Origin of the sequence: Paenibacillus sonchi, from assembly GCF_016772475.1 — a bacterium.
Taxonomy (GTDB): Bacteria; Bacillota; Bacilli; order Paenibacillales; family Paenibacillaceae; genus Paenibacillus_AQ; species Paenibacillus_AQ sonchi.
In genome coordinates this window covers 6,008,096-6,033,239 of sequence record NZ_CP068595.1, presented here as the reverse complement: position 1 = coordinate 6,033,239, position 25,144 = coordinate 6,008,096, and the positions used below count along the sequence as shown (strand labels likewise).

The 25,144-nt window shown below is 49.5% G+C and carries 25 protein-coding genes; 20 read left to right on the top strand and 5 right to left on the bottom strand.

The window, feature by feature from the left end:
- The first annotated feature begins 19 nt into the window (after positions 1-19).
- The 6 genes from JI735_RS26940 (at position 20) to JI735_RS26915 (ending at position 8,417) form a co-directional block, all read left to right on the top strand.
- The gene (locus JI735_RS26940; protein WP_202676613.1) at positions 20-1,882 is read left to right on the top strand and encodes a cache domain-containing sensor histidine kinase; all 1,863 of its coding nucleotides are present in this window, start codon (positions 20-22) and stop codon (positions 1,880-1,882) included.
- A 27-nt stretch (positions 1,883-1,909) separates the two neighbouring features.
- Complete coding sequence (locus JI735_RS26935; RefSeq protein WP_039835420.1) at positions 1,910-3,148, top strand: response regulator transcription factor; 1,239 nt, start codon at positions 1,910-1,912, stop codon at positions 3,146-3,148.
- 237 nt (positions 3,149-3,385) lie between these two features.
- Positions 3,386-4,480, top strand: coding sequence for a multiple monosaccharide ABC transporter substrate-binding protein (chvE, locus tag JI735_RS26930; protein WP_039835421.1), 1,095 nt, complete (start codon positions 3,386-3,388; stop codon positions 4,478-4,480).
- 106 nt (positions 4,481-4,586) lie between these two features.
- Positions 4,587-6,116, top strand: coding sequence for a multiple monosaccharide ABC transporter ATP-binding protein (mmsA, locus tag JI735_RS26925; RefSeq protein WP_039835426.1), 1,530 nt, complete (start codon positions 4,587-4,589; stop codon positions 6,114-6,116).
- A 6-nt stretch (positions 6,117-6,122) separates the two neighbouring features.
- A complete protein-coding gene (gene mmsB / locus JI735_RS26920; RefSeq protein ID WP_039835422.1) occupies positions 6,123-7,286 on the top strand; it encodes a multiple monosaccharide ABC transporter permease in 1,164 nt (387 codons plus the stop codon).
- A gap of 351 nt (positions 7,287-7,637) precedes the next feature.
- Positions 7,638-8,417: a DUF817 domain-containing protein gene (locus tag JI735_RS26915; protein WP_039835423.1), complete on the top strand. Its 780-nt coding sequence runs from the start codon at positions 7,638-7,640 to the stop codon at positions 8,415-8,417.
- Between the two features lie 634 nt (positions 8,418-9,051).
- Here the strand turns inward: JI735_RS26915 and JI735_RS26910 are convergent.
- Together JI735_RS26910 and JI735_RS26905 are read right to left on the bottom strand one after the other, a co-directional pair.
- Positions 9,052-11,487, bottom strand: a complete 2,436-nt coding sequence (locus JI735_RS26910) for a glycoside hydrolase family 94 protein (RefSeq protein ID WP_202676612.1) — start codon at positions 11,485-11,487, stop codon at positions 9,052-9,054.
- A 134-nt stretch (positions 11,488-11,621) separates the two neighbouring features.
- The gene (locus tag JI735_RS26905) at positions 11,622-12,746 is read right to left on the bottom strand and encodes a LacI family DNA-binding transcriptional regulator (protein WP_267919014.1); all 1,125 of its coding nucleotides are present in this window, start codon (positions 12,744-12,746) and stop codon (positions 11,622-11,624) included.
- An 88-nt stretch (positions 12,747-12,834) separates the two neighbouring features.
- Here JI735_RS26905 and JI735_RS26900 point away from each other — a divergent pair, with 88 nt between their 5' ends.
- The 3 genes from JI735_RS26900 to JI735_RS26890 all read left to right on the top strand — a co-directional run bounded on the left by JI735_RS26900 (position 12,835) and on the right by JI735_RS26890 (position 15,998).
- Entirely contained in the window at positions 12,835-13,083 is a 249-nt protein-coding gene (locus JI735_RS26900; RefSeq protein ID WP_039835429.1) for a hypothetical protein, read from the top strand.
- Positions 13,084-13,314: 231 nt separating this feature from the next.
- Complete coding sequence (locus JI735_RS26895; protein WP_039835430.1) at positions 13,315-14,334, top strand: ABC transporter substrate-binding protein; 1,020 nt, start codon at positions 13,315-13,317, stop codon at positions 14,332-14,334.
- 122 nt (positions 14,335-14,456) lie between these two features.
- Positions 14,457-15,998, top strand: coding sequence for a helix-turn-helix domain-containing protein (locus JI735_RS26890; protein ID WP_233476082.1), 1,542 nt, complete (start codon positions 14,457-14,459; stop codon positions 15,996-15,998).
- A gap of 194 nt (positions 15,999-16,192) precedes the next feature.
- Here JI735_RS26890 and JI735_RS26885 read toward each other — a convergent pair whose 3' ends face one another.
- Entirely contained in the window at positions 16,193-16,420 is a 228-nt protein-coding gene (locus JI735_RS26885) for a hypothetical protein (protein ID WP_157771366.1), read from the bottom strand.
- A gap of 229 nt (positions 16,421-16,649) precedes the next feature.
- Here JI735_RS26885 and JI735_RS36400 point away from each other — a divergent pair, with 229 nt between their 5' ends.
- Positions 16,650-16,763, top strand: a complete 114-nt coding sequence (locus JI735_RS36400) for a YjcZ family sporulation protein (RefSeq protein WP_209439946.1) — start codon at positions 16,650-16,652, stop codon at positions 16,761-16,763.
- Between the two features lie 166 nt (positions 16,764-16,929).
- Here the strand turns inward: JI735_RS36400 and JI735_RS26880 are convergent, their stop codons facing one another.
- Positions 16,930-17,448, bottom strand: coding sequence for a spermidine/spermine N(1)-acetyltransferase (locus tag JI735_RS26880; protein WP_039834315.1), 519 nt, complete (start codon positions 17,446-17,448; stop codon positions 16,930-16,932).
- Positions 17,449-17,469: 21 nt separating this feature from the next.
- Positions 17,470-17,922 carry a MarR family winged helix-turn-helix transcriptional regulator gene (locus JI735_RS26875; protein WP_039834316.1) on the bottom strand — a complete coding sequence of 151 codons (453 nt, stop codon included), beginning with the start codon at positions 17,920-17,922 and terminating at the stop codon, positions 17,470-17,472.
- Between the two features lie 243 nt (positions 17,923-18,165).
- Here JI735_RS26875 and JI735_RS26870 point away from each other — a divergent pair, with 243 nt between their 5' ends.
- From JI735_RS26870 to JI735_RS26830, 10 genes are all read left to right on the top strand, one after another.
- On the top strand, positions 18,166-18,363 hold the full coding sequence (locus JI735_RS26870; RefSeq protein WP_039834317.1) for a hypothetical protein: 198 nt from the start codon (positions 18,166-18,168) through the stop codon (positions 18,361-18,363).
- A 169-nt stretch (positions 18,364-18,532) separates the two neighbouring features.
- Entirely contained in the window at positions 18,533-19,108 is a 576-nt protein-coding gene (locus JI735_RS37540) for a Y-family DNA polymerase (protein WP_325175548.1), read from the top strand.
- 17 nt (positions 19,109-19,125) lie between these two features.
- On the top strand, positions 19,126-19,785 hold the full coding sequence (locus JI735_RS37535; RefSeq protein WP_325175547.1) for a DinB/UmuC family translesion DNA polymerase: 660 nt from the start codon (positions 19,126-19,128) through the stop codon (positions 19,783-19,785).
- A complete protein-coding gene (locus tag JI735_RS26860; RefSeq protein ID WP_039834319.1) occupies positions 19,782-20,258 on the top strand; it encodes a YhjD family protein in 477 nt (158 codons plus the stop codon). The genes JI735_RS37535 and JI735_RS26860 overlap by 4 nt, the downstream gene beginning before the upstream one ends.
- A 237-nt stretch (positions 20,259-20,495) precedes the next feature.
- A complete protein-coding gene (locus JI735_RS26855; RefSeq protein WP_020431666.1) occupies positions 20,496-20,747 on the top strand; it encodes a YolD-like family protein in 252 nt (83 codons plus the stop codon).
- Between the two features lie 40 nt (positions 20,748-20,787).
- Complete coding sequence (gene ybaK, locus JI735_RS26850; protein WP_039834320.1) at positions 20,788-21,273, top strand: Cys-tRNA(Pro) deacylase; 486 nt, start codon at positions 20,788-20,790, stop codon at positions 21,271-21,273.
- A gap of 171 nt (positions 21,274-21,444) precedes the next feature.
- Entirely contained in the window at positions 21,445-22,140 is a 696-nt protein-coding gene (locus JI735_RS26845; RefSeq protein WP_202676611.1) for a response regulator transcription factor, read from the top strand.
- 1 nt (position 22,141) lies between these two features.
- A complete protein-coding gene (locus JI735_RS26840) occupies positions 22,142-23,197 on the top strand; it encodes a HAMP domain-containing sensor histidine kinase (protein WP_202676610.1) in 1,056 nt (351 codons plus the stop codon).
- 318 nt (positions 23,198-23,515) lie between these two features.
- Complete coding sequence (locus JI735_RS26835) at positions 23,516-24,469, top strand: ABC transporter ATP-binding protein (protein WP_202676609.1); 954 nt, start codon at positions 23,516-23,518, stop codon at positions 24,467-24,469.
- On the top strand, positions 24,466-25,098 hold the full coding sequence (locus JI735_RS26830) for an ABC transporter permease (RefSeq protein ID WP_202676608.1): 633 nt from the start codon (positions 24,466-24,468) through the stop codon (positions 25,096-25,098). The genes JI735_RS26835 and JI735_RS26830 overlap by 4 nt, the downstream gene beginning before the upstream one ends.
- The last annotated feature ends 46 nt before the right edge of the window (positions 25,099-25,144 follow it).

Here is a 25,144-nt window from a genome sequence, read left to right as displayed (position 1 = left end):
CTCTGGGAAGGAGCAGCAGATGCGCAAGAGTGGCCTGAACATAGAGAAGCTGAAGCTGAACAACCTGCCGATCCGCTATAAGCTGATTATTCATTTTCTTCTGATCAGCATTCTTCCTTCGATCGGACTCGGGCTGCTGATCGGCTGGACGGTCGACCGGATTGTGGAAGAGCGGACCAATGAGAATACGATGCAGCTGATCGGCAAGGTCAACGCCGCACTGGAGAATGAGGTGGAGAATCTGCAAAAGATCACCTATCTGATCTCTTTTGACCCCAGGGTGCAGGCTTTTCTGGACGGCTCCATTCAAGATCCGGTGCAGGCAGCCGAATGGGCCGCTGGCGGAGAATCGGCGGAATATAACATCCGCAAATTTCTTCAGGGCTTCACCACCCTTAGCTCCGAGATTGCCGGAATCATGCTGGTGAACCGGGAAGGCGATTTCATCAGCAATGAAATGTATACCCGGCCCGGTACCCTCGTAACTGACGAGGCCTGGTACAGGGAAGCGGCAGACAATAAAGGAATCTTCAAAATCATTGGCCACCCTCATGGCCGTGCGGTAATGTCTCATGTGGATTATAAGGAAAGCGAGGTTGTGTCTGCTGTGAGAGCGATTGTTGATCCGGAGACACAGGTGGTGCAAGGGGTTGTGCTTGTCGATTTGAAGCTTCGGGTGATTGCCGAAACGGCCAGAGATGTTACGCTGGGCAAAACCGGCTATCTGACCGTCGTAGATGGCAGCGGGGAAATGATCTATGCTCCCCAGCATCCGATTATGAAAGCTATCCCGGAGGGGCTGTTCACCGAAAGCTCCGGCATCACCTCCGAGTCTGTGGCCGGACGCCAGCTGCAGCTGATCTACAGAACCTCGCCTTTTACGGGCTGGACCACGATGGGGGTTTTTCCGATGGAAGAATCGGCGTTCGGAGTACGGGAAATTACGTTTAATGTGGTCACCTTCGTATTTATCGTGTGTATGCTGGGGATGACCGCCTCGTTCTATCTGGCGTATTCGATTTCCCGTCCGATCGGCCAATTGGCCTCCTTTATGAGCAAGGCGCAGTCCGGTGATCTGACGATCCGCTACTGGGGCCGCCGCTCCGATGAAATCGGCCTGCTGGGACGCAGCTTCAACTCGATGCTGGCCCAGATTGCCCGGCTGCTCTCGCTGACCGAGCTGCAGGCCCGGCAGAAGCGGGAAGCGGAGCTGCGCAGCCTGCAGGCGCATATCAAACCGCATTTTCTCTATAACACTTTGGATACGATTCACTGGATGGCCCGCAGCAAAGGGGCAGAGGATATTGCCGGGGTGGTTCAGTCCTTGTCCAGGCTGTTCCGGCTGGGGCTCAGCAAGGGAAGCGATCTTGTTCCGCTGTCCGACGAGCTTGAGCATATGGTGAGCTATCTGAAAATCCAGCAGGTCCGGTACAGCAGCAAGCTGGCCTACAGCATTGAAGTGGCGCCGCAGCTTCACGAACTGTACGTGCTTAAGCTGCTGCTGCAGCCGATTGTGGAGAATGCCATCTATCACGGCATCAAGGAAAGGCGGGGTCCCGGGCATATCTCGATTGAGGTTGCCCAGCAGGAGGGAGACTTATGCTTAACGGTGCGCGATGATGGGGCAGGGATAACACCGGAACGGCTCGCTATTCTGAAGGAGCGTCTTGCGGCTATCGGCAGGACTACCGGTGAGGCGGCAGAAATAGAGCAGCCCCTGCCGGGAAGTGCGGGCAGCGGTTATGGGATTCTGAATGTGCAGGCCCGCATCAGACTCACTTACGGTGAACCCTACGGACTCGAAATTGCAAGTGAGCACGGGGCTGGAACGGTAGTGACTGTACGGCACCCGGTTGTTCATAACAGCTATCCGGATGCTTAAATAAAACCGAAAGGAGCCTCTGAAGCCATGGATTCCTGGAAAGTCATCATTGCCGATGACGAAGCGATTATCCGTGACGGGATCAGGCAATGTGTAGATTGGAAAAGCTTAGGTTTACAGGTAGCAGCGGAAGCGGAGGACGGCGAGGAAGCGCTGGAGCTGGCTGTCCGGCATGAGGTGCATATCGCGCTGGTCGATTTGAACATGCCGATCATGCATGGCATTGAACTGATGAAGCGGCTCCGGGAGCAGCTGCCTGACTGTAAAATCATCGTCATCACCGGCCATGATGAATTCTCCTATGCCCAGGAATCGATCCGTCTGCAGGTGAATGACTATATTCTCAAGCCTGCTGAGCCGAAGCAGCTGATGCAGGTGCTTCGCGGAGTAAGGGATCAGCTGATAGCGGAGAAGCAGAAGAACCAGCACCTCCAGCAGGCTTCCCGGCAGATCCTGAAGAACTTTCCGCTGCTGCGGGAACGCTTCTGCCAGGAATGGCTGGATGGCAATCTGAGCCAAAGTGAGATCATGGAGCAGCTGCACTTCCTGCGGCTGCCGGCAGCTTGCCCGGCGCTGATCGGCATGATCCGCTGGAGAGGGGAAGCGCAGAACTCCGGGCTGCAGGAGAAGGAGCGGCAGCTGTTTCTTTTTGCGATAGAGAATATGGTTACAGAACTGCTTCAGGATTATCCCAAAGTCATCTTCAGGGATGCCGCAGGCCTGATCATCATTCTGCTGTGGGATGCGGCCGGGGAACCGGTGCTGGCCGGGGTTGAAGCCGTGGTGCGAAGCCATCTCAAGATCGCCGTTGAAGTCGGCACCCAGGCGGTAGAGGGCGATGCCGCCGGGCTGGCCGCCGCCTACCGCAAATGCAGAGTGAACCTATCCAGGGAGCAGCCGTTGTCTCCGCTGGTCCGCAGAGCAAGGCAATACGTGCTGGAGCATTATGGCGAATACGGGCTTACGCTTGAATCCATTGCCGGCCATCTTCAGGCCTCGCCGGTTTATCTCAGCCGTCTATTCAAGCAGGAGCTGGGAGAATCCTTCGGCACATATCTGACGCAGACCCGCATCCGCAAGGCAGCACAGCTGCTGCATTCCACAGAGCTTAGCATGAGCGAAGTTGCGGAACGCACAGGCTACGAGACCCAGCATTATTTCAGCACCGCCTTCAAAAAGCAGACAGGTGTATCCCCGCTGCAATTCCGCAAAGGCGTGTTTCCCGGCGAGGGGGGGCGCGAAGTCCGCGCGGAAGAACAGCATTAAACTCATATACTGCAAAAAGAAACCACATGCGGTTAATCCCGTATGTGGTTTCTTTGGCAAAATAGAAGAATCACAAGTTTAATCCGAATATTTCTGAAAACGCTGACAAAAGTTCTGATTTTATAAAAACAGTAGCCTGAGTGTAAATACGGCCCCATGTCCCCCTTGCTATACTCAACTTGTCAAACGGGCGGGGCCGCCCGGGGCACCAGAAAAGTTCAGGGGGTAGCGCAGATGATGAAAAAGTATTCATGGATCATGCTGGCATTGGCACTTGTACTGATTTTATCCGCATGCGGCAATAAAGGCGGGAACAGTTCCGGCGGGAGCACGGATGGGGCGAACGGGAAGGTCGGCATCGCGATGCCGACCAAGTCCTCCGAGCGCTGGGTGAATGACGGCAACAACATGGTCAAAGAGTTCGAGAAGCTGGGTTACGGTACGGATCTGCAATACGCGGAGGATGTCGTGGAGAACCAGGTATCGCAAATTGAGAATATGATCACCAAAGGCGTGAAGGCCATTGTCATCGCTTCGATTGATGGTGAAGCGCTGACGGATGTCCTGCAAAAAGCGCATGATGCGGATGTAAAAGTGATCGCGTACGACCGCCTGATCAAGAAGAGCGAATATGTCGACTACTACGCCACTTTTGACAATTTCAAGGTCGGTGTTCTGCAGGGTTCTTACATTGAGGAGAAGCTGGGACTCAAAGAGGGTAAAGGGCCGTTCAATATTGAGCTGTTCGGCGGTTCGCCGGATGACAACAATGCCTACTTCTTTTTTGACGGGGCAATGTCGATCCTGAAGCCTTACATCGATTCCGGCAAGCTGGTTGTCCGCAGCAAGCAGACCACCATGGATCAGGTAGCAACCCTGCGCTGGGACGGCGCGGCGGCTCAAGCCCGGATGGATAATCTGCTGAGTGCAAATTATGCAAGCGATAATCTGGATGCGGTGCTGTCCCCTTACGACGGAATCAGCATCGGTATTCTTTCCTCTCTGAAGGGCGTGGGTTACGGTGCAGGCGACAAGAAGCTTCCGGTTGTTACCGGACAGGACGCCGAGCTGGCTTCCATTAAATCGATCCTGGCCGGAGAGCAGACACAGACGGTATTCAAAGATACCCGCGAGCTGGCCAAAAAAGCGGTGGAAATGACAGAAAGTGTACTGAAAGGTACGGAAGCGGAAGTCAACGATACCACCACCTACGATAATGGAGTCAAAATTGTACCGTCCTATCTGCTTGAGCCGGTCTCTGTAGATGCCGGCAATGTGGATAAAGTACTGGTTGACGGCGGTTATTATACCAAAGAACAGCTCGGTGAATAACCGGCTGGAACACTTTTAGCGGGTGCTGCGGCGGCAGTTTATGCATAGTGGCTGCCAGCCGCAATAACCGCTGCTACAGTCACAAGGAAAGCTGGGTGAGAAGCGAATGAGCGAGATTATTCTGGAAATGAAGGGCATTACCAAAACCTTCCCCGGGGTTAAAGCATTATCGGATGTGAATCTGCAGGTGAAGGCTGGCGAGATTCACGCGCTCTGCGGTGAGAACGGGGCCGGGAAGTCCACCCTGATGAAGGTGCTTAGCGGTGTCTATCCGTATGGAACGTATGAGGGGGATATTTTATTTCAAGGACAGGTCTGCCAGTTCAAAGACATTAAAGATAGTGAAAGCCTGGGGATTGTTATTATCCATCAGGAGCTGGCACTGATCCCTTATCTGTCGATATCGGAGAACATTTTTCTCGGCAATGAGCAGGCACGTCACGGGGTGATCAACTGGAACGAAACGACAGTGAAAACCAAGGAGCTTCTGCAAACCGTCGGCCTGAGCGAATCCCCGTTCACGCAGGTATCGGCGATAGGGGTTGGCAAGCAGCAGCTTGTGGAGATCGCCAAGGCGCTGTCCAAAGAAGTGAAGCTGCTCATCCTCGACGAACCGACAGCGGCGCTGAATGAGGATGACAGTGAGAACCTGCTCACACTCATTCTAGAGCTGAAGCAGCGCGGGATTGCCTCCATTATCATCTCCCACAAACTGAATGAAATCGAGAAGGTGGCGGATTCTGTGACCATTTTACGGGATGGCCAGACGATTCGCACCCTTGATATGAAGCAGGATGAAGTGACCGAGGATGTCATTATCAAAGGCATGGTGGGCCGTGATCTGACCAACCGTTATCCCGAGCGGACGCCGAACCTGGGGGAGACCATTTTTGAAATCCGTGACTGGGAGGTCTACCACCCCACGCAGGCTGACCGCAAAATGCTCGACAACATCAATCTTCATATCCGGCGCGGGGAAGTGGTTGGCATAGCCGGGCTGATGGGAGCAGGCCGGACGGAGCTGGCGATGAGTGTGTTCGGCAAATCGTACGGAAGACGGATCAGCGGCCGGCTGTATATGCACGGCACAGAGGTTCATCTGAATGACATCAACAAAGCGATCGACAGCGGCCTGGCCTATGTGACCGAGGACCGCAAGCATTACGGATTGATCCTGATCGACGACATCAAACGGAATATTTCACTCAGCAGCCTGAAGAATCTGTCCCGCCGGGGTGTGATCAATGAGAACGAGGAAGTGCTGGTCGCCGAGGAATACCGCAGGAAGCTGAATATCAAGACACCGAGCATTTTACAGAAAACCGTAAATCTCAGCGGCGGCAACCAGCAAAAGGTCGTCCTCAGCAAATGGATCTATGCCCAGCCGGATATCCTCATTCTCGATGAGCCTACACGCGGAATCGATGTGGGGGCCAAATACGAAATTTACTCGATTATCAATGGGCTGGCGGCCGAAGGCAAAGGGGTGCTTGTCATCTCGTCCGAGCTGCCGGAGATTATCGGGATGTGTGACCGGATTTATACGATGTGCGAAGGCCGCATCAGCGGCGAGGTGGAGCGGCAGGACGCATCGCAGGAGCTGCTCATGAAATATATGACACGAAGCAGGGGGTAACACCACATGGGAGCGATAAGCGAAATTTTCAAAAAGAATATCCGCCAATACGGCATGATCATTGCTCTGATCTTTATCTCGGTTTTCTTTCAAATTCTTACGGACGGCATTCTGCTCAAGCCGCTTAATGTAACCAATCTGATCCTGCAGAACAGCTATATTCTGGTGCTGGCGATCGGGATGGTGCTGGTGATCATCACCGGGCATATCGATCTTTCAGTCGGTTCGGTAGCCGCTTTTATCGGAGCGCTGTCAGCGATTATGATGGTGGATATGCAGATGAATCCGGTGCTGGCGGTCATTCTCTCGCTGCTGATGGGTGCGCTGGTTGGAGCCTGGCAGGGCTTCTGGGTGGCCTATATCAAAATCCCCGCCTTCATCGTGACCCTGGCCGGCATGCTGCTGTTCCGCGGGCTGACGATGATTGTGCTGAACGGGCAATCCATCGCACCTTTCCCTAAAAGCTTCCAAAAGATCAGCTCCGGCTTTATCCCGGATCTTTCCGGCGGCAGCTCGCTGAATGTGCTGACACTAATTGTGGGGGGTGTGCTGTCCCTGCTGGTGGTGTACCAGGAATTCCGCAACCGTAAAATTTCCGTGAAATACGGTTTTGAGCAATCTTCCGTCTGGCTGTCCGTTGCCAAGGCTGCGGCGCTGGTGATCGTCATCAATCTGTTCACAATGGTACTTGCCCAATATAACGGGATTCCGAACATCCTGGTTATCCTGCTGGTGCTGATTGTCATTTATTCCTTTGTCATGAATCATATGACGATGGGGCGGCATATCTACGCATTGGGCGGCAACGAAAAAGCAGCCAGCCTCTCCGGCGTCAAAACCAAACGTGTCACCTTCTGGGTTTTTGTCAACATGGGTGTGCTTGCTGCCTTGTCCGGTCTGGTGTTCGCGGCACGTCTGAACTCGGCAACCCCCAAAGCAGGCACCAACTTCGAGCTGGATGCCATCGCCGCCTGCTTCATCGGAGGCGCTTCCGCGTCCGGCGGGATTGGCACTGTAGTCGGCGCCATTATCGGCGGACTGGTCATGGGCGTCATGAACAACGGCATGTCCCTCGTCGGCCTCGGGGTCGATTGGCAGCAGGGCATCAAGGGCCTGGTGCTGCTGCTGGCAGTGGGCTTTGATATCTACAACAAGTCGAAGACGGCGTAAGCGGTAAGCTGGAAGGCGAAGAGCGAAACGTGTAGAGCTAAAATCGTTGTTAGAGCAGGATATAAGAAGGAAAAAGCAAGTTGGGAAGAACCGCTCCTGCATAGCAGGAAGGGGTTCTTTTTTAACCTGCGGGAGAAAGTACTGGTAAACGTAAATTGAATATACGAAACAACAATTAAGTATCCCTTATCAATCTAAATATATTGTAAAACGATAAATATCATGTTATATTCAAGCTGACCACAGCGTAGCGGGGGGCTTGGCATGCGGGGCTAAGAGAAAGAGGAATGCCACAGAGCTAGAGAAGGAAGAGAGGTTAAGCCGCCCGGCGCAGAAGAGGAGAGTATACTATTGAAATCCATAATACAGCTGCTGCATTTTGGCTATCATCAAGCGATGAGCTGCATATTTCCTGTTGCGATTTTTGGAACTTTAGCTCTTTCCAGCGCAATCGAGCTGCCCTTCATTTACCGTTATGATGCCATTCTTTTGATCCTGCTTGCCGTGCAGTACCTTATGTACCGCAGTGGATTAGAAACAATCGACGAGATCAAAGTGATCTGCGTGTTTCATGTGATTGGTTTGCTGTTGGAAATCTATAAGGTAAGGATGGGGTCATGGGCATACCCTGAGCCCGGGTTAACGAAGCTGCTCGGTGTACCGCTCTATAGCGGATTTATGTATGCGAGTGTAGCAAGCTTTATGTGCCAGATATGGCGCAGACTGAAGATGGATATGACTGGCTGGCCGGGGCTTGCTGCTGCGGGATTACTGGGAGGAGCCATCTATCTGAACTTTTTTACACATCATTTTATTCCTGATTTCCGCTGGTGGCTGACGGCGCTTGTGCTGATTGTCTTTTGGAGAACATGGATCATCTACCGGGTTCGCAACACCACTTACCGGATGCCCTTGACCCTTGCTTTTTTCATTGTAGGTTTTTTTATCTGGTTAGCTGAAAATATAGCTACATTTTTTAATGCTTGGAGATATCCCAACCAATATCAAGCCTGGCATCTGGTCAGCTTCAGCAAGATCAGTTCATGGTTCCTTCTGGTCATCATTAGCGTCATTATTGTTGCCCAGCTTAAACATGTCAAAGCCGGACGGGAAACAAAAAATTTGATCTAATGCGTCATATCCATTTGCAAGGCAATAAGCGAAAGAAACAGCGGCAGTCACAGGCGAGAAAAAAGACCTGGACTGCCGCTGTATTATTGAACTAACCTATACGATGATAGAATTTCAGCTTTTGCACGTTAGGTTGCCGGGCTAAAGTATTGGGATAGAATCTCCCCAATAACTTGCTTATATTCGTTAATGTCATAAGAAGAGTTATTCACTTTTTTCTTGGCTATTTTTAAGCTGTTAAAGATTTCTGCTTCCAGCTTTCTTCTGGCCTGAAGAACCTGCAGGGTTCCCTCCAGACCTGTGTGCCCGTGCTTTTTTCCATACCCCTGGTTTGTATAATATTCAATGAAGCCCTCGGACCATTCTTTAGGTCTTTCTGCAACAGCCTTTCGGAAAGAATGATCAAGATAAAGAAAAGCATGCCAAAAAGAATAGTGTATCCACTATTACAGGCATCCTTCCGGAATGTTAATCTTTACAGAGTAATCCACATGATAAGCTTAAGCTCCTTTGTATGCATCTCTATGATGTAGATTAACATCGATTAGAGATAAATACAAACCGGGCTCCCCTGTATACAAAAGGAGAAGCCCGGTTGCTTTTACAAAACTGTGCTGGCGGAGCAGAAGGTTAATCAGCCCAGCTCTACAACGACATGATGCACGGCGCCGTCGCCCACAGGGGCGATGATGTTGCCTTCTACAGCTGTGCCGTCGAGGGTGAGGCTGGCTACGCCTTTGGAGACATGGTTCGGATTCTTGATCTGAATCACGTAAGTATCTCCACGGAAGACGCGGGTGATTTCGAAGCCGTCCCACGCTGCAGGGATACAAGGATCTACTTTCAGACCGGCGAAATCCGCTTGGATTCCGAGAATCGACTGTGTGATCGCCACATAGTTCCAGGCAGCAGTACCGGTCAGCCAGGAGTTCTTCGCTTCCCCGTGGCGTACGGCATCTTTACCTGCGATCATTTGCGAGTACACATATGGTTCCATACGGTGAACTTCGCTGATGTCCTCCAGGTAAGCCGGAGCAATTTTCTTATAGATCTCAAAAGCTCTGTCGCCATGGCCCAGCACGGTTTCGGCAATCATGATCCAAGGATTGTTGTGGCAGAAAATACCGGCATTTTCCTTGTAGCCCGGAGGGTACGTGGAAATTTCGCCCAGGTTCAGATAGTACTTGGAGTAAGGCGGCTGCTGCAAAACGATACCGTATTTCGTATCCAGGCGTTCCTGTACGGAAGTCAGGGCCTTGGCAGCTTGACCGTCTTCTACCCCGATACCGGCCATTACGCAAATCCCCTGAGGCTCGATGAAGATCTGGCCTTCCTCATTTTCCTTGCTGCCGACCTTGTCGCCGTAGTGATCGTAAGCGCGGAGGAACCAGTCTCCGTCGAAGCCGTGGGTCAGCGTGATTTCACGCATGCTGTCGATCTTCGCAACCGCATCCGCAGCTGCATCGTCCAGTCCGCGCATACGGCAGATTTCGGCATAGTCCGGTCCAACGAAGACGAACAGACCTGCGATAAACACGGATTCCGCTACGCCGCCTGCAATATTCTCAGTCGTCTGGAACGATTCGCCCGGTTCGGTGGAGAAGCAGTTCAGGTTCAGACAGTCATTCCAGTCTGCGCGTCCGATCAGCGGCAGGCCATGCGGTCCGAGGTTGTTGGTGACGTGCTCGAAGGAACGCTTCAAGTGCTCGAACAGGGTTGCGGTGTTGTCCGGGTTGCTGTCAAAAGGAACCTGCTCATCCAGAATCGAATAGTCGCCGGTTTCCTTAATATAGGCAGCGGTTCCTGAGATCAGCCAGAGCGGATCGTCATTGAAGCCGGAGCCGACTTCGTTGTTGCCTTTTTTGGTGAGCGGCTGGTACTGGTGATACGCGCTGCCGTCTTCGAACTGGGTAGCCGCGATATCCAGAATACGTTCTCTGGCCCGCTCGGGAATCTGATGCACGAACCCGAGCAAGTCCTGGTTGGAGTCACGGAAGCCCATGCCGCGGCCAATCCCGGATTCAAAATAGGATGCCGAACGGGACATGTTGAAGGTAACCATACATTGGTATGGATTCCAGATGTTAACCATGCGGTTAAGCTTCTCGTCGCCGCTCTGGATCTGATATTTGGACAGCAGGTTATCCCAGTGTGCAGCCAGAACTGCAAGAGCCGCATCCACTTGGGCGTCTGTAGCGAACTGTTCGATGACAGCCAGCGCCGGTTTTTTGTTGATGACGTTCAGCGCTTCCCATTTCTCGTCTTCCGGATTTTCGATGTAGCCGAGCACGAAGATGAAGCTTTGCTCTTCGCCAGGCTCCAGCGTGATGTTCAGGGCGTGGGAGCCGATCGGCGACCAGCCGCTGGCTACGGAATTGGTGGCTTCACCGGCTGCAACCGCCTGCGGGTTATCCAGGCCGTTGTACATTCCGAGGAACGATTCACGGTCGGTATCGAAGCCGTCGATTGGTTTGTTGACAGAATAGTAAGCGTAATGGTTTCTGCGCTCGCGGTATTCGGTTTTGTGGTAAATGACGGAATCCTTGACTTCAACTTCGCCGGTGCTGAGGTTGCGCTGGAAGTTGGTCATATCATCCTGGGCATTCCAGAGACAGAATTCGGCAAAAGAGAACAGCTTCACGGATTTCTTCGCGGAGCCGGTGTTCTTAACCACCAGCCGGTGCACTTCGGCGTTGTGGCCCATCGGTACAAAAGCGAGCTGGTTCACGGAAATACCGTTACGTTCGCCTGTGATCGAGGTATAGCCGAGACCGTGGCGGCACTCGTAGAAATCGAGGTCGCGCTTAACCGGCATCCAGCCCGGGGTCCAGAAATCACCGCCGTCATACAGATAGTAGTAGCGTCCGCCTGTGTCCAGCGGAATATTGTTATACCGGTAACGGGTAAGTCTTCTCATACGGGCATCCCGGTAGAAGGTGTAACCGCCGGCAGTATTGGAAATGAGGCCGAAAAACTGCTCGTTGCCGAGGTAGTTAATCCATGGGTAAGGCGTTTTAGGAGTGTTGATTACGTACTCTTTGCGGGTGTCGTCAAAGGTTCCGAATTTCATAAGAGAATAGTCTCCTTTCAATTGTGAACGCGCGTTTACAAAGCTGAGAAAAAATCCCCCGGGGAAAGGGAATTTCTCGGAATGAAAATAATTTGTAGGGCTGCAGAGGGACATGGTATCCTGCAATGAAAGCCTCAGATCTTCGGCGGCTGGCAGGAATCTCTCTGGACAAGCTTGGCCGGGAAGCTGATGGTACTGAAGGTCGGCTGGCGGGAATCGCACAGCTCAATCACTTTTTCGACTGCGGCCTTGGACATTTCATAAATCGGCAGACGGACGGAGGTCAGCTTCGGATGAATGCGTGAAGCCAGCTGCACATCGTCGAATCCGGCGATGGAGATGTCCTCCGGTACGGATATTCCGTGTTCAGAGAACGCTTCCATCGCAGAGATAGCCATGTCATCGTTGGCGGAGAAGAAGGCGGTCGGCAGAGCAGCGCCGGAAGCCAGCAGCTTCGTGATCTCTTCATAAGCGGTCTCTTTGAGAAAATCACCCTGCAGGACGAAGCTCTCATTCAGCGCCAATTCATGCTTCTTCAGCGTATCCTCGTATGCCATGTAGCGCTCCCGTCCGGAGTACGTATTCATGCGCCCGCAGATCATGCCAATTTCTTCATGGCCCAGGCTGATCAGGTACTCAATCGCTTCGACGGTGCCCTCATAGTCCTTGGAATTCACGATAGCCAGATGATTGCGGTCCAGATGTTCTGACATAATCTCCGAAATGTCGTAATCGATCAGCACAAGCGGAAATTCAAGATTGACCATTTCCCGCACGATATCAATATCCTTCTGGGTGCCGACGATAATGCCGCCGTCAATCCGTTTCTGCAGGAAGGCCTGCTTCACCTTCAGGAAATCGTCCGGAGAATATACGGTGTGGATCAGCACATAACAGCCGCGGGCATTCGCAGTGTCGACAACGGCATCAACGAAAGGCGCGAAGTAATTGTTCTGATAAATCCGGGTCGCATTCTCTTTCTCATTCATGCTGATAGCGAAAAGCCCGATCGTGTCGGTCTTCTTGCCGGCCAGAGCCCGGGCGAAGCTGTTGGGTTCGTACTGATGCTGTTCAATCACCTTCAGCACCTTGGCCCGGGTCTCTTCAGGGACGTTGGAATAGTTGTTGATCACGCGGGAAACCGTGCTTCGGGATACCCCGGCGAGTTTTGCTATATCTTCGCTGCGCATATTGCCCCCTTTACGTAAACGCGCGTTTATGAACCCATTGTAAAATAAAACCCTCCGGAAATCAATCACCCGGGCCAAGAAATTTGCTTGCCCAATCTCCTGATCTGCGTTACAAATAAATGCAGCAGGAAAATGAAAGAGAGGGGGATGGGAAGAGATGCTTTTTCAGGCAATAGATTCCGGCACCCGCCAAGCGGCGCTTCAGATTAGCGGAACAGTCATCGTATCCAGAGGACGGATGCATAAGCTGGCAGAGCTGCCCGGATACTGCTCTGTGCTGGACGGCAAGGTGCATGCGGCTATTTATATTGCTGCCGGGACGGGGAATGCGAAATCGTCTCTCTGGACAGCAAGACTGAGAATATGGGGCGGGCAGCCGGTTAATGCGTTTCATACACTCCCTTAATAATTACCCGTTATAGTAAAAGCAACACCTGTTGTATGCACTTGGCCTTGCCGGTTAACGGCAGGGTCCTTTTTAGTTTTCAGCAGCCGTATTCTTTGACATCGAGCATGTTTGTATAAGATTTTTGCCGAGAAAGTGCATTGAAAGCTGAGAAGGACATGCTACTATTGGGATTGAGATTACATGAGAATGATAATCAATCACAATAGAACGCGGGAGTGAAACCAATCAATGATAAAATGGGTTAGAAGATTTATCTGGACAGCCGTACTTATTCTGGCATTGACCGCGCTTGCGGCGTGTGGAACCGATAACAATGCTGCGGACAACGGTGTCGTACAATCAGCAAATACGGGGGCGGATGCCGCAGTAAGCAGCATGCCAGCCGATGCAGTCAGCAGCACACCTGCCGAAGCCCCAACACGGACTGTTGCCGGTGAATTCGGGGATGTAGAGATTCCTGTAAACCCTCAGCGGATAGCAGGGATTTATGTGGAGGATTATCTGAAAGCGCTCGGGATTACTCCGGTCGTTCAATGGTATCATCCAAGCTGGGGCAAGCAGGATTATCTGAACCTGGATGTGCCTGAATTCGATGTTTCCGGGAGTATAGAGGCATTGCTGGAAAAAGATCCGGATCTGATTATTCTCGACGGCGGCGCGGATGCTGCCAAAGTTGAACAATACTCCAAGATCGCACCGACCTATCGCCTGCCGGAGCGGGTGCTGCAGGACTCCAGGCAGATGCTTACAGCCATTGCAGACGCTTTGGGCGTTCCTGAGAAGGCAGAAGTTGCGCTCGCGGAATACGACCAGAAGGTGGCAGATGGAAAAGCCAAGCTGCAGCAGGCGCTGGGACAAGAAAAGGTGGCGGTCATCCGGCTGAATGTTGCGGACAAAACCTTCGCTTTATTCGGTGTCAAAAACCGTTATACCGGTGTGATTTATGATCAATTCGGGTTGACTCCAATCCCGATGGCTGCCGAGATGACAGATTATCAGGCGATTATATCGGAAGAGGTGATTCCTGAGCTGGAAGCGGACCATATTATTGTATTCCCTGATCATGGAGGCTGGGATACGGCGGAGAATCAGGAAGCGATTCAAGTCCTGGGTGGTCCGCTGTGGAAGAACCTGCCTGCGGTGAAGAAGGGAAATATTTATAAAATGGAACGTTCGCACTGGCAGTCCGGCGCCATTACAGCCAATTCGATGAAGCTTGATGATCTGCTGGAGGCAATGGTGAAATAAAACGGAAGTAGGAAGTAAGGTGCCATGAATCGTACAAGAAGGTCTATCAGCATGGTTGATAGGCCTTCTATTTTGTTCTACACTAAGGTGGTGAAAATGATTCTCAATTAGGGGGCGGTAGAATGCTGCAAGACCCGGATATCACCAATAACAAAAAGCTGTTCTACAGCTTAATAAGTATAGAAGAAGTTACGCAAGCCCTTACCGAAAACAGTCCAATTTCATTGGTTCGGGATTTTACGCTGATCATTGTCTCAGAGGGGCAGGGCTGGATCGAAGCGGACGAAAGACGGTTTCCAGTGGACAAAGGGGCGGGATTCCTGTTTGATGCCGGGGCAATCCACCGGATTCAGGCAGGGGAGAAGGGGCTTTGCTTTTACCGGATTGCCTTTGAGATTATTGGCAGCGGGAACAGTGGGCATAGCTGGAAGGAGAGTCTGTCCGTGAACGGAATGCTCTGCCCGGGACCCGTTAGCTGCAGGCCTTACTCACAATGCGCATTGCTGCTCGAAGCCATCTGCCATAGCCGCAGGAGTCCGGAAGAGATCGAAGGGTTCGCGGGACATATCCGCTTTCAGGAACTGCTGCTGTTAATTATGCGTGCAAATGCCGCAGTACTGAAAACAAGGGATGAGTATGAGGCGGTACAGCGTTCTATCCGCTATATGCAGCAGCATTTTAGTGAGGCGGTTACGGTCAATCAGCTTGCGGAGGTTGCAGGCGTGGGCCGTGTCCGGTATACGCGGATTTTTAAAGAGATGACGGGGCGGATTCCCTTAGAGTATTTGAATGGACTGCGGATAGAACGGGCACAGCAGCAACTGCTTCTGACCGATGACCGTCTGCATGATATCGCATTAACTGTCGGCTACAGCAATGAATATTATTTCAATCGGCGTTTTAAGGGCTCGGTGGGAGTTACGCCCGGCCAATACCGGAGTCTCCACCAGGAAGGGCTGCGTGTATTCGCTCCTTTTCTGGAGGATTACCTGCTGGCGTTAGGGATTGTTCCGGTGGCTCAGTTCTCCCATCCCCAGTGGGGTAAACAGGAGTATCTCAGTCTTGAGCAGGTGCCGACATTCGATATTTCCACTGGAGACTGGGACGACCTCTCCCGCTTTATGCCCGAGCTGATTATGCTGGATGACGGTTTTCAGCGCTGGCATCTGGAGGAGTGCCGCAGGATTGCCCCGCTGCTCCGGCTCCCTTTTCATCAGGAAGACTGGCGGGCTACCCTGCGCTCTGCAGCAGCCATCTTCGGCAGGACGGAACGTGTGCAGGAGGTCATCCGCAATTATGAGCACCGGGCGAAGCGGGCCAGGCAACAGCTCAGCCGCAGCGTAAAGGACCGGAGCGTAGCCTTCCTGCGGCTCTCCTCTTGCGGAATCACGCTATATGGTTGTGGAGAGCTGGGATATACAGGAGGCGTATTGCATCATGATCTGGGGCTGCAGCCGCATCCGCTCGTCCGGGAACTCACCCGGGGCCAGAAGCGTGCGAACCTTACCGCTGAAGAGCTGTCACATCTTAATGCGGATCATTTGTCCATTACCTTTGACCGGCAGGAGGGTGAAGGGCGGGAACTGCTGGATACCTCACTCTGGAAGAGACTGCCGGCTGTACGCAGCGGATGCATATACGAGGTTGATTTTATGGCCTGGTGAATTACGGCGTACTGTCCCATCAGCGTAAGATTGAGGATGTACTGCGCGTGCTGGCGTGAAGGCAGGAGAAGAGGCAACGTCCGAACGCAACCTGGGCTTAGGGGGCAAACGATACATTTTGAACAATATAACGGATGATAAAAAATGCGATAATCAGCAAAGAAGCCAGTCCGAGTAAAAAAGAGACAACTGCTTTATCGGAACGTTTGAGTTTGCTCATTGATTTCACCTCTGGGATTAAAGCTGACAAAACGTTTTATGGTCCAATAAGGGAGCATAAGCCGCCCTTCTTGGGTCGAAACCTCCAAAACATCGGAAATAGGATTGATTTCACATTTTCCAGTATAAGTTTCTCCGCTTACCAGATGAACACGTTGACACATACTGGTAACGAGTGCGAGCTGAATGTCCTTTTTTTTCATTTCGTCCACATCCCTTGCTTCTATCTCTAAAATACTTTGTACTAATTATTTAAACCGAATTAGCAATCATTAACAGTCATTAAAGTTACATCTTTGTTATTATTTACGTGGAGTCAAATGAACTAAAAAAGTGGATAAGCCTAAATGTATATCCATTTCCTGTATGCCCAAGCGTATGGGGTGTTCCGCATATTCTAAGCTGTACCTATTTTTAAGGAGGAATTAAATTATGAGTGAAAATATTGGCGGATACGGCGGCGGATATGGCGCATTCACTTCTACCGGTGCTATTTTGGTTCTGTTCATTTTGCTGGTAATCATCTCCAAAACTATTTTGCTGTAAGCTTCATTACTACAACTCACTGCTGCTAACGCTCATTGCAGCTACAAGCCAAAAGCCGCCAGCTTGAGAGCTGGCGGCTTTTGGCTTGTAGCTGGACGGGATTATCCGGCAGTGCCGACCAGCTCTTTTTCCAAAGTATAAAAACTTCCGAATTGCCATAGATCCGTTATAGGAGTGTTTTGGTCATTATAATGTCGATTTGTTCTTCATCACCCATATAAAAAGAGTGGCTGCCCGTTTGGACAAACCCCATTTTCTTATAAAAAGCAATCGCATTTTCATTTTTTTTCCATACGCCCAGCCAGATTTTCTTTTTATTCCGTTCCACCGCAATTTCTAAGGCTTTATTTAGCAGAACTTTACCAAGCCCGTGTTTTTGAAATTTGTGCTTTATATAGATCCTCTCGATTTCCAGCGCTTCATTACCCATTTCTTCAGACTGGGCTTCATTGGTATTTACCTTTAAATATCCAGCGGCTTCATGATTAGAATAAATCAAAAAGAATTGCGTAAAACTATTGGATAATTCTTTTTCTAATTGGTTTAAGTTAAATGCCCTTTCCAAATAGGCCTTCATATTTTCAGGTGAATTCTGATCCTTAAACGTCTCCTTAAATGTTTCATAACTGACTTCTTGAAGCTGGCATGAATCTTTTAGGAAACACGTTTTTATGTGTATAGTCATTTAAGTAGCCTCCTTATATAATCAATAAATTCTCTTGTTTCCCTTTTTTACAAATTCCCAGTCTTTTTCTACATTTTTTCTTACTCTTTGAAGCAGGGTGAACATGGTTTCTAATTCACTTTCGGAAAATCCCTTTAGCGCAACCAGATTGGAATGATCATTTTCTCTTTTTATAAAAGGATAAACATGCTGTCCTTTTTCTGTTGGAAAGAGGTTTTTATTTTTTTTGTTATGTTTGTCTTCCTTTTTTTCAATAAAACCGTTAATTTCAAGTTTTTTTATAGCACGGGTTGCTGTTGACCGGTCTACTTTTATCATCTCAGCTAACTTTTCTTGGATGATTCCTGGATGTTCACATATTCGCACAAGGTACAAATACTGCCCTTTTGTAAGGTCATATTCTTTAAATTCTATATTGCTCATGGAATCCAGTGCCCTTGCTATCATTCCGATTTCCCGAAGAATTTCCTTCATCATTAAACTCCTTAGCAGATATTTTTGTTGCAAATGCAATAAAAGCGGGACAGATTAAATTTACCCTAACTTTATTGCATTTGCAACAAAAAGATTAATCCTGGAACTCCACCTTTGCTGTACAGGAAGGGCGGAGGTTCTGGTTTCTTTTTTATCCCAGCCTAAGAATATCTTACTTGTTGTTTGTAGAACGTATGTTTGGTTATAATACAAACAAATGTTCCTGTGGTGGAGGCGGATCTTATGCGGATTCGAGACGGTCAAATGATCGAAATTGTATATATGGACAAGCTGGGAAACCTATCTCAGCGTAAAATTGAAGTTGTGGGCATCAGGGACGGGCGGCTCCGGGCCCATTGTCTTACTGCCGGAGCCCCCCGCGTATTTATTGTTGCCAATATCCTTGCTTGGCGGCGGGTAGGAGAGAAGCGCTATGCCTAAGGATCGTGTCATTCTGCTGTCCGACTGCCAAGCCTTTTATGCGAACCACCATGGGCAAGCAGAGCGATATCCAGGCAGAATATTATTGGCAAACCGCGCGGGGCCTGGATATCTGCAAAGATTATTATTTTCGAAATGAATCCAATACTACAAAGCTGGTGATTCGGATATGTCTAAAGTCATTTTTCTCGTGGACGGACAATCGTTTTATGCCTCCGTTGAAAAAGCAGCTCATCCAGAGTATCAAAACAAACCGGTAGCCGTTGGCGACCCGGCGCGTAAATCGGGGATTATTTTGGCGGCCTGCCCTCTCGCCAAAGCCAAAGGTGTTACAACTGCCTCGCGGGTAGGAGAGGCCTTGGCTCTCTGCCCTGATCTCGTGGTCATTCGCCCCAGAATGGGACAGTATATCACGATATCCTTATTAATTACGAAGATTTTTGAATCGATAACCGATCAAGTTGAGCCATACAGCATCGATGAACAATTTCTTGACGTAACGGGTTCTACGGCGCTCTTTGGCTCCGAAGATGAAATTGCGCATTTAATACAGTCGCGAGTGAAATTATCTACTGGCGTATGGTCCAGAGTTGGAATTGGGCCTACAAAAATTTTAGCCAAAATGGCAACCGATAATTTTGCGAAAAAAGAAATGATGGTGTATTTAAGCTTGGGTTTGAGAATATGGAAAGGGACCTATGGCCATTACCCGTTCGCCAAATGTTTATGGTGGGTTCCCGCATGACGATGCATTTTCTGCGAATGGGTCTACCGACCATAGGCGATATTGCTCGCCTGGAATTAGGCGAATTTAAGCAAAGGATGCGCAGAGAGTTCCGAAAGCAATCGGATATCCAGGCGGAATATTATTGGCAGATCGCAAACGGAAAGGATTCCAGTCCAGTAGTCTCCTCCATTCGGGGCGCTCTCAAATCCATAAGCCATGGAAAAGCCTTAAGAAGCAGCTTATATGGGCGTTTGGAGGACATTGAGGTTGTCCTGCTTGAATTAGTGGTGGAGGTCTGTCGGCGGGCGCGCAGGCATGGCTATCAAGGCCGGGTGGTGTCTGTAGGGGCGGTAGAAACGGATGGAGAAAAGGCTTCGTCATTTGGCCGTCAAATGACGTTGCAACAACCTACATCCTTGACCCATGAAATTGCCCAGGCAGCACGAAAACTTTTTATTGAGCATTGGAAAGGAATGCCGATAAGTCGCTTATTTATTTCGTTAACACAACTTTCGGATGACAGTGTTTATCAATTGACTTTGTTTGAAGACAGAAATGCTGCCTATGCGATTGAGCGGGCTACGGACCATATTAAGGATCGGTACGGCAGCGATGCCATCATGCGGGCCTCTTCTTTGCTGGAAGCCGGCGTGGCACGGGAACGAGCAGGTCAAATTGGGGGACATTTCAAATGAGCAAACTCGACGGAAACGAGAGATGGAAATCAAAGATGCTTTTAACGGAACATCAGGAGCAATATGTGAACCGAAATAAAAATCTGCAGACCGGGAGAATAACGACGGAAGAACTGACCATGATTCGGGATGCCATTATGTTCCCGTACATGTTGACCATGTGCGACAAAAGTTTACAGGACCTTAAGAACTCAACACATTTGTTCAAGCAGCTTTTTGAGCAAGTCATTCAAATCATAATGAATTACATTACCAAAGACCTGTCCAAAATTAATCGAGAATTGCGGCAACGAAATATCAAAATTTTCAGTGATGAAACCCATGATGGGATTATTTACCATCGTTATGTTTGCCGCGGCTATGAGGATCAGTTTGGTATTGTTAGAGAAGTATTGCGGTCTGAGATCAGTATCCGATTTACAAAATACGCAACACGCATTCTTTCACACTTGAAAAGTGAGCAGCCTATTTAATTCACTGCCAGATGAACTGGAGGACAGTTTTTTTACAATCCACATAATCATTCGAAAATAATTACCGATCCGATTGTTCCACTAATTATTCCGATTTATAACTTCAGCCCCTATATTGCACAGAATGGCGTTCCATCTACAGTGGAAGCTGAAGGTGCTGTGGTTGACGGGGAGGTGCCAAAGATATAACCTAGATGATAACACATGGAAACAGACATAACTTATTGGAGGAATAGCGTGGCAAAAGCGAAAGTGGCCAAACGGCCGACAAGAGATGAATTTGTGCTGGAGGAAATCGGCAATCAATTAACAGAAGCGATGCAGGAGGCTTCCGAGATTTTATTGACGGTCTGGGGCAAAGAGGAGCAGGTACGGGGGACGATCGTCGGCATGGACCCGCGTACCGGCAAGGTGCATGTGAGCCGGGGCGAGGAGCTCATCAAGGTTCCTTTTATGGACATCATGGCCATGGATTACCCGAGAGATTAACAGAGCGGACAGATAGAGCTGCCTGAAAGGTCGATGAAGGATGCAAGTTACCAAAACCAATGCGATGCGGATTCTGGATACCCGGAAAATCGCTTACGAGATCCATATGTATGACAATGAGAACGGCCAGATTCATGGAACAGCGGTAGCTGAGAAAGTGGGGCTGCCGCCGGAATCGGTTTTTAAGACGCTTGTTGCGCATAGCGGGGCGAACCTGTATGTGTTTGTCATCCCGGTGGCCGAAGAGCTGGATTTGAAAAAAGCCGCCAAGGCGGCGGGAGAGAAGAAGGTCGAGATGCTTCCGGTGAAGGATCTGCTGAAATGGACCGGCTACGTGCGCGGCGGCTGTTCTCCTGTAGGAATGAAGAAGCTGTATCCTACCTTTATTGACAGCAGTGCCGGGGCACTCGCAACAATGGCTGTCAGCGGCGGCAAGATTGGCCTACAGATGGAGCTGGCACCGGAGCAGCTTGCCGGGGTTGTGCATGCCGGGTTCTGCGAGCTGGTTAAATTGAAAGAATCCTGAAACATGAAATTCATGAACACATCCAGCATTTCCCAAGGCGTGCTCAAGCTCTTATTCCAGCGTATCCGGAACTGGAGAGGCGCATTGAGCGCGACTTTTTTTGTCAATTCGAGTCCATGCGGCTCTTGTGTTATAAATGCAGTCCATTTAAAGAGGCTGGGTGGTATAAAGATGCCAAAAACGATATTAGTAGTAGACGATGATGAAGAAATCGTGAAACTCATCACCAAGAGCTTAAGGTACGAGCAATTTGCCGTAATCACGGCAAGCTCCGGGAGAGAAGCCTTATCTGCCGTGGATGATCACCATATTGATTTCATTGTTCTGGATATAGTAATGCCTGATATGAATGGACTGGATGTCTGCAGAACTATCCGGTCCTCGTATAATGTTCCCATTCTGTTATTAAGTGCACGGGATCAGGATATTGATAAAATTGTCGGTCTTGAAATCGGCGCAGATGATTATATGACCAAACCTTTCAGTATTCAGGAGCTGGCCTCCAGGATAAAGGCTCATTTCCGGAAAGTGGACAGGCTGCATAAAGAGTGGGGCGAACTTAGTCCCACTAAAGAAAAGGCTGATGCTCCGCTCATTTTGAATGATAAAACGTTTGAAGCCTTCCTGTACAGCCGGAAGCTCGACTTATCCGCGAAGGAATTTCAAATTTTGTCTATCCTTATGCGTCACCCCAATCAGGTATTGAGCCGTGAACAGATCTATGAGAACGTTTGGGGAGACGAATACGGAGAGATCAATACCGTAACGGTTCATATCAAAAATATCCGCAAGAAACTGGGCCCTGAACATAACTTTATTAAAACCATTTGGGGCATAGGCTATAAATACACAGAAAGAGAGCAATAGGATGAAACTGAAAATAAAGCTTCCCCTATTATTCCTGCTGATGCTGCTAATTCTTATGTTTTCTATTGGTTTGTATTTAAAGTTTGTCTTTGCAGTATACTCTCCTATACGTACCACCTTGCTGGACTCACGATATATAGCCTTGCTGCTGCCCATATTCGCCATTGCTGGTTGCATATTTTTTATTCTGATCATCTATATTCATTTTCGCATAGAGAAGCCCATTCGGCGTCTGAATACCCGGCTGGGGGAAGTAAATGTGGTCCATCCCCTGCCTCCGCTGGCTTTGAAGCGTAAGGACGAGATCGGAGAACTTTATAAGCACTTCAATAAGATGGAGCATAGGCTTCAACTCGCCCACAGAGAACAAACCGATATGATTGCAGCCATCGCCCACGATTTGAAAACACCCCTGACCTCTATTAACGGTTTTACTGAACTGCTGGCTACACACAAGGATTTACCCGAAACTGAAAAGCAGGAATATTATGAATTGATTCAAAGGAAGTCAGCATATATGGTTGAACTCCTCAATGATTTCTCCAGCTTCACCAAAGAAAAACTGGAGCTCGAATCCATGGTGGCCAAACCTGTAAAGGCAACAGAATTATTCGAAGAAATTGCTTTTGAATATGAGTACGAGCTGGCTGGACTTGACATCGAACTGACCTGCCGCCATTCCTTCACGGACAGTATACGGCTAATGGTCAATGAACCGATGATCCGCCGGGTGTTCGGCAATCTCTTTAGCAATGCTGTAAGATATGGAGGAAAGCATAAGCTGAAGGTGTATATGACCGGATACCTGCGGGAACATTATGCCTATTTCCAAATGGAGGATAATGGAATTGGAGTGCCGGATAAGGATATGTCTTCTCTGTTCCTTAAATTTTTCACGGTAGATCAATCGCGGCAGATCCAAAAGGGCGGACTGGGGCTGGGGCTGGCAAGCTGTAAATCTATTATTGAACATCACGGGGGCGAAATTGTTGCCTACTCCTCCGAATATGGCGGTTTGGGGATCAGATTCAGCCTTCCCCTGGCGGTACAACGCTGATTTTATTTTTGCACTCCTTCTCCAACAACAAAGCTACAGGCTGTTCCCGGGTGTGGACCCAGGTAACAGCCTTTTTTTGTTTTTTAAAATATAAGGATTTATATGGTTCACGCCACAAATCATCCTTATATTTCTCGCTGAAACGATACCGTCCTTTTAAAGGACGGCGAAGCCGTTTCTGCTTGGCAGTTTATAGTTTTTTATATTCTCTTTAGATCTATTTATTTTTCTTTTAAAGAAGCTTCATCTTTGGATGTAAAAATAAGTTGTAGCAGAAAACTACAATCACTGGAACTTGACAAGTAGGAGGTCTGACGAATGAGTATTTTATCAAAGAAAAGAATCGGCAGCACGCCCGCTATACAAATTGACGGAGTGCACAAAAAATTTGGCGACTATACCGTATTAAACAATCTTTCGCTGGAGGTCAGCCGGGGAGAGATCTTTGGATTCCTGGGACTGAATGGCGCCGGGAAGACAACGACGATCAAGATGCTTCTGTCGATGATCAAGCCAACTTCCGGCAAGCTCTATATGTTAGGCGAAAAGGTCGATGCCGGAAACTATAAATTATGGAGCAAGGTTGGATATTTGGAGGAGGCTACTTTTTATCCTGATCTGACTGTAACGGAGAATCTTGACATCGCAAGACGCATGCAAGGGTTGCCGGACAAAGATGCCGTACATCAGGTGATCTATAAGCTGGGGCTTGAGCCGCACAAAAAGAAAAAAGCAAAACATCTCTCTTTGGGAAACAAGCAGCGCCTGGGACTTGCGAAAGCGATGATTCACGATCCGGAAATTCTAATCTTGGACGAGCCGATCAATGGCCTTGATCCCGCAGGCGTGGCGGAGATACGGAATATGTTATATAATCTGGCGAACAATTTCGGCATAACGGTTTTTATATCCAGCCATCTGTTAGAGGAGCTCTCGAAGGTGTCTACACGGATTGGAATTATTCACAGCGGCCAGCTGGTTAAAGAAGTCGCAATGGATAAGCTGGAGCAATCCTTAGAGAAAAGCCTGGTCGTGAGCGGCCGGAACAAACCTGCCTTGAAGAAGGTGCTGGAAGAGCATGGCTATGCCTTTGAGGATACCCCGGACGGCTCTATTAAACTAACCAATGAACATGCGGCAGATCATCCCGAACGGCTGGCCGAACTGCTCGTTCAAAGCAATCAGCCGCCAACGTCGCTCCGGGTAATTACGGAGGATCTGGAAGGATATTTTCTCCGCACCATCGGAGTCAACAGGGGGATTAAAAGATGAATATTCTATCTGTGTTACATTGTGAGATTCGCAAGATTATCCGCTCCAATGTGTTCTGGATCATGTTTTTGGTTTTAGGCTTCGGGCCCGTCATGATGGGCGTCGGAAATGTATTATCCAGTGACGCCGGCGGTGTACAGTGGGAAGCGTATTTAACCGGATTGCTGGATACGCTTGCCCCGCTGGGACTGATCGGATACACCTTTGTTGCGGCATGGGTATTCGGACGGGAGTTTTCGGATAGAACCATCAAAGATTTACTGGCCAAGCCCATTTCCAGAGCGAAAATTGTATTGTCCAAATTCCTTGTCATTTTAGCATGGTGCCTGTTACTTTCCATCTATATGTTTGCCGTAGGTCTTGCCGTAGGAGCCCTTCTGGGCGCCCAAGGCGGGTCCGCCGCTTTCATTTGGAGCTTGTTCATTAAGTTCCTGATCACCTCGCTGTTGTACATTTTTGTGACCGCACCAAGCATTCTTTTGGCTAATGTGACCAAGGGCTACCTGGCACCCCTGGGGCTCATCCTGATCATCGTCATTCTTTCCAATGTGTTGGCTTCTTTTGGATTTGCCCCTATTTCCCATGGACCATCCCGTCGGTATTTCAAAGCACCGGTTCTCTACAGCTGAGCAGTATAGTCATTCTTGCGTATACGGGGATAATCGGAATAGCCGG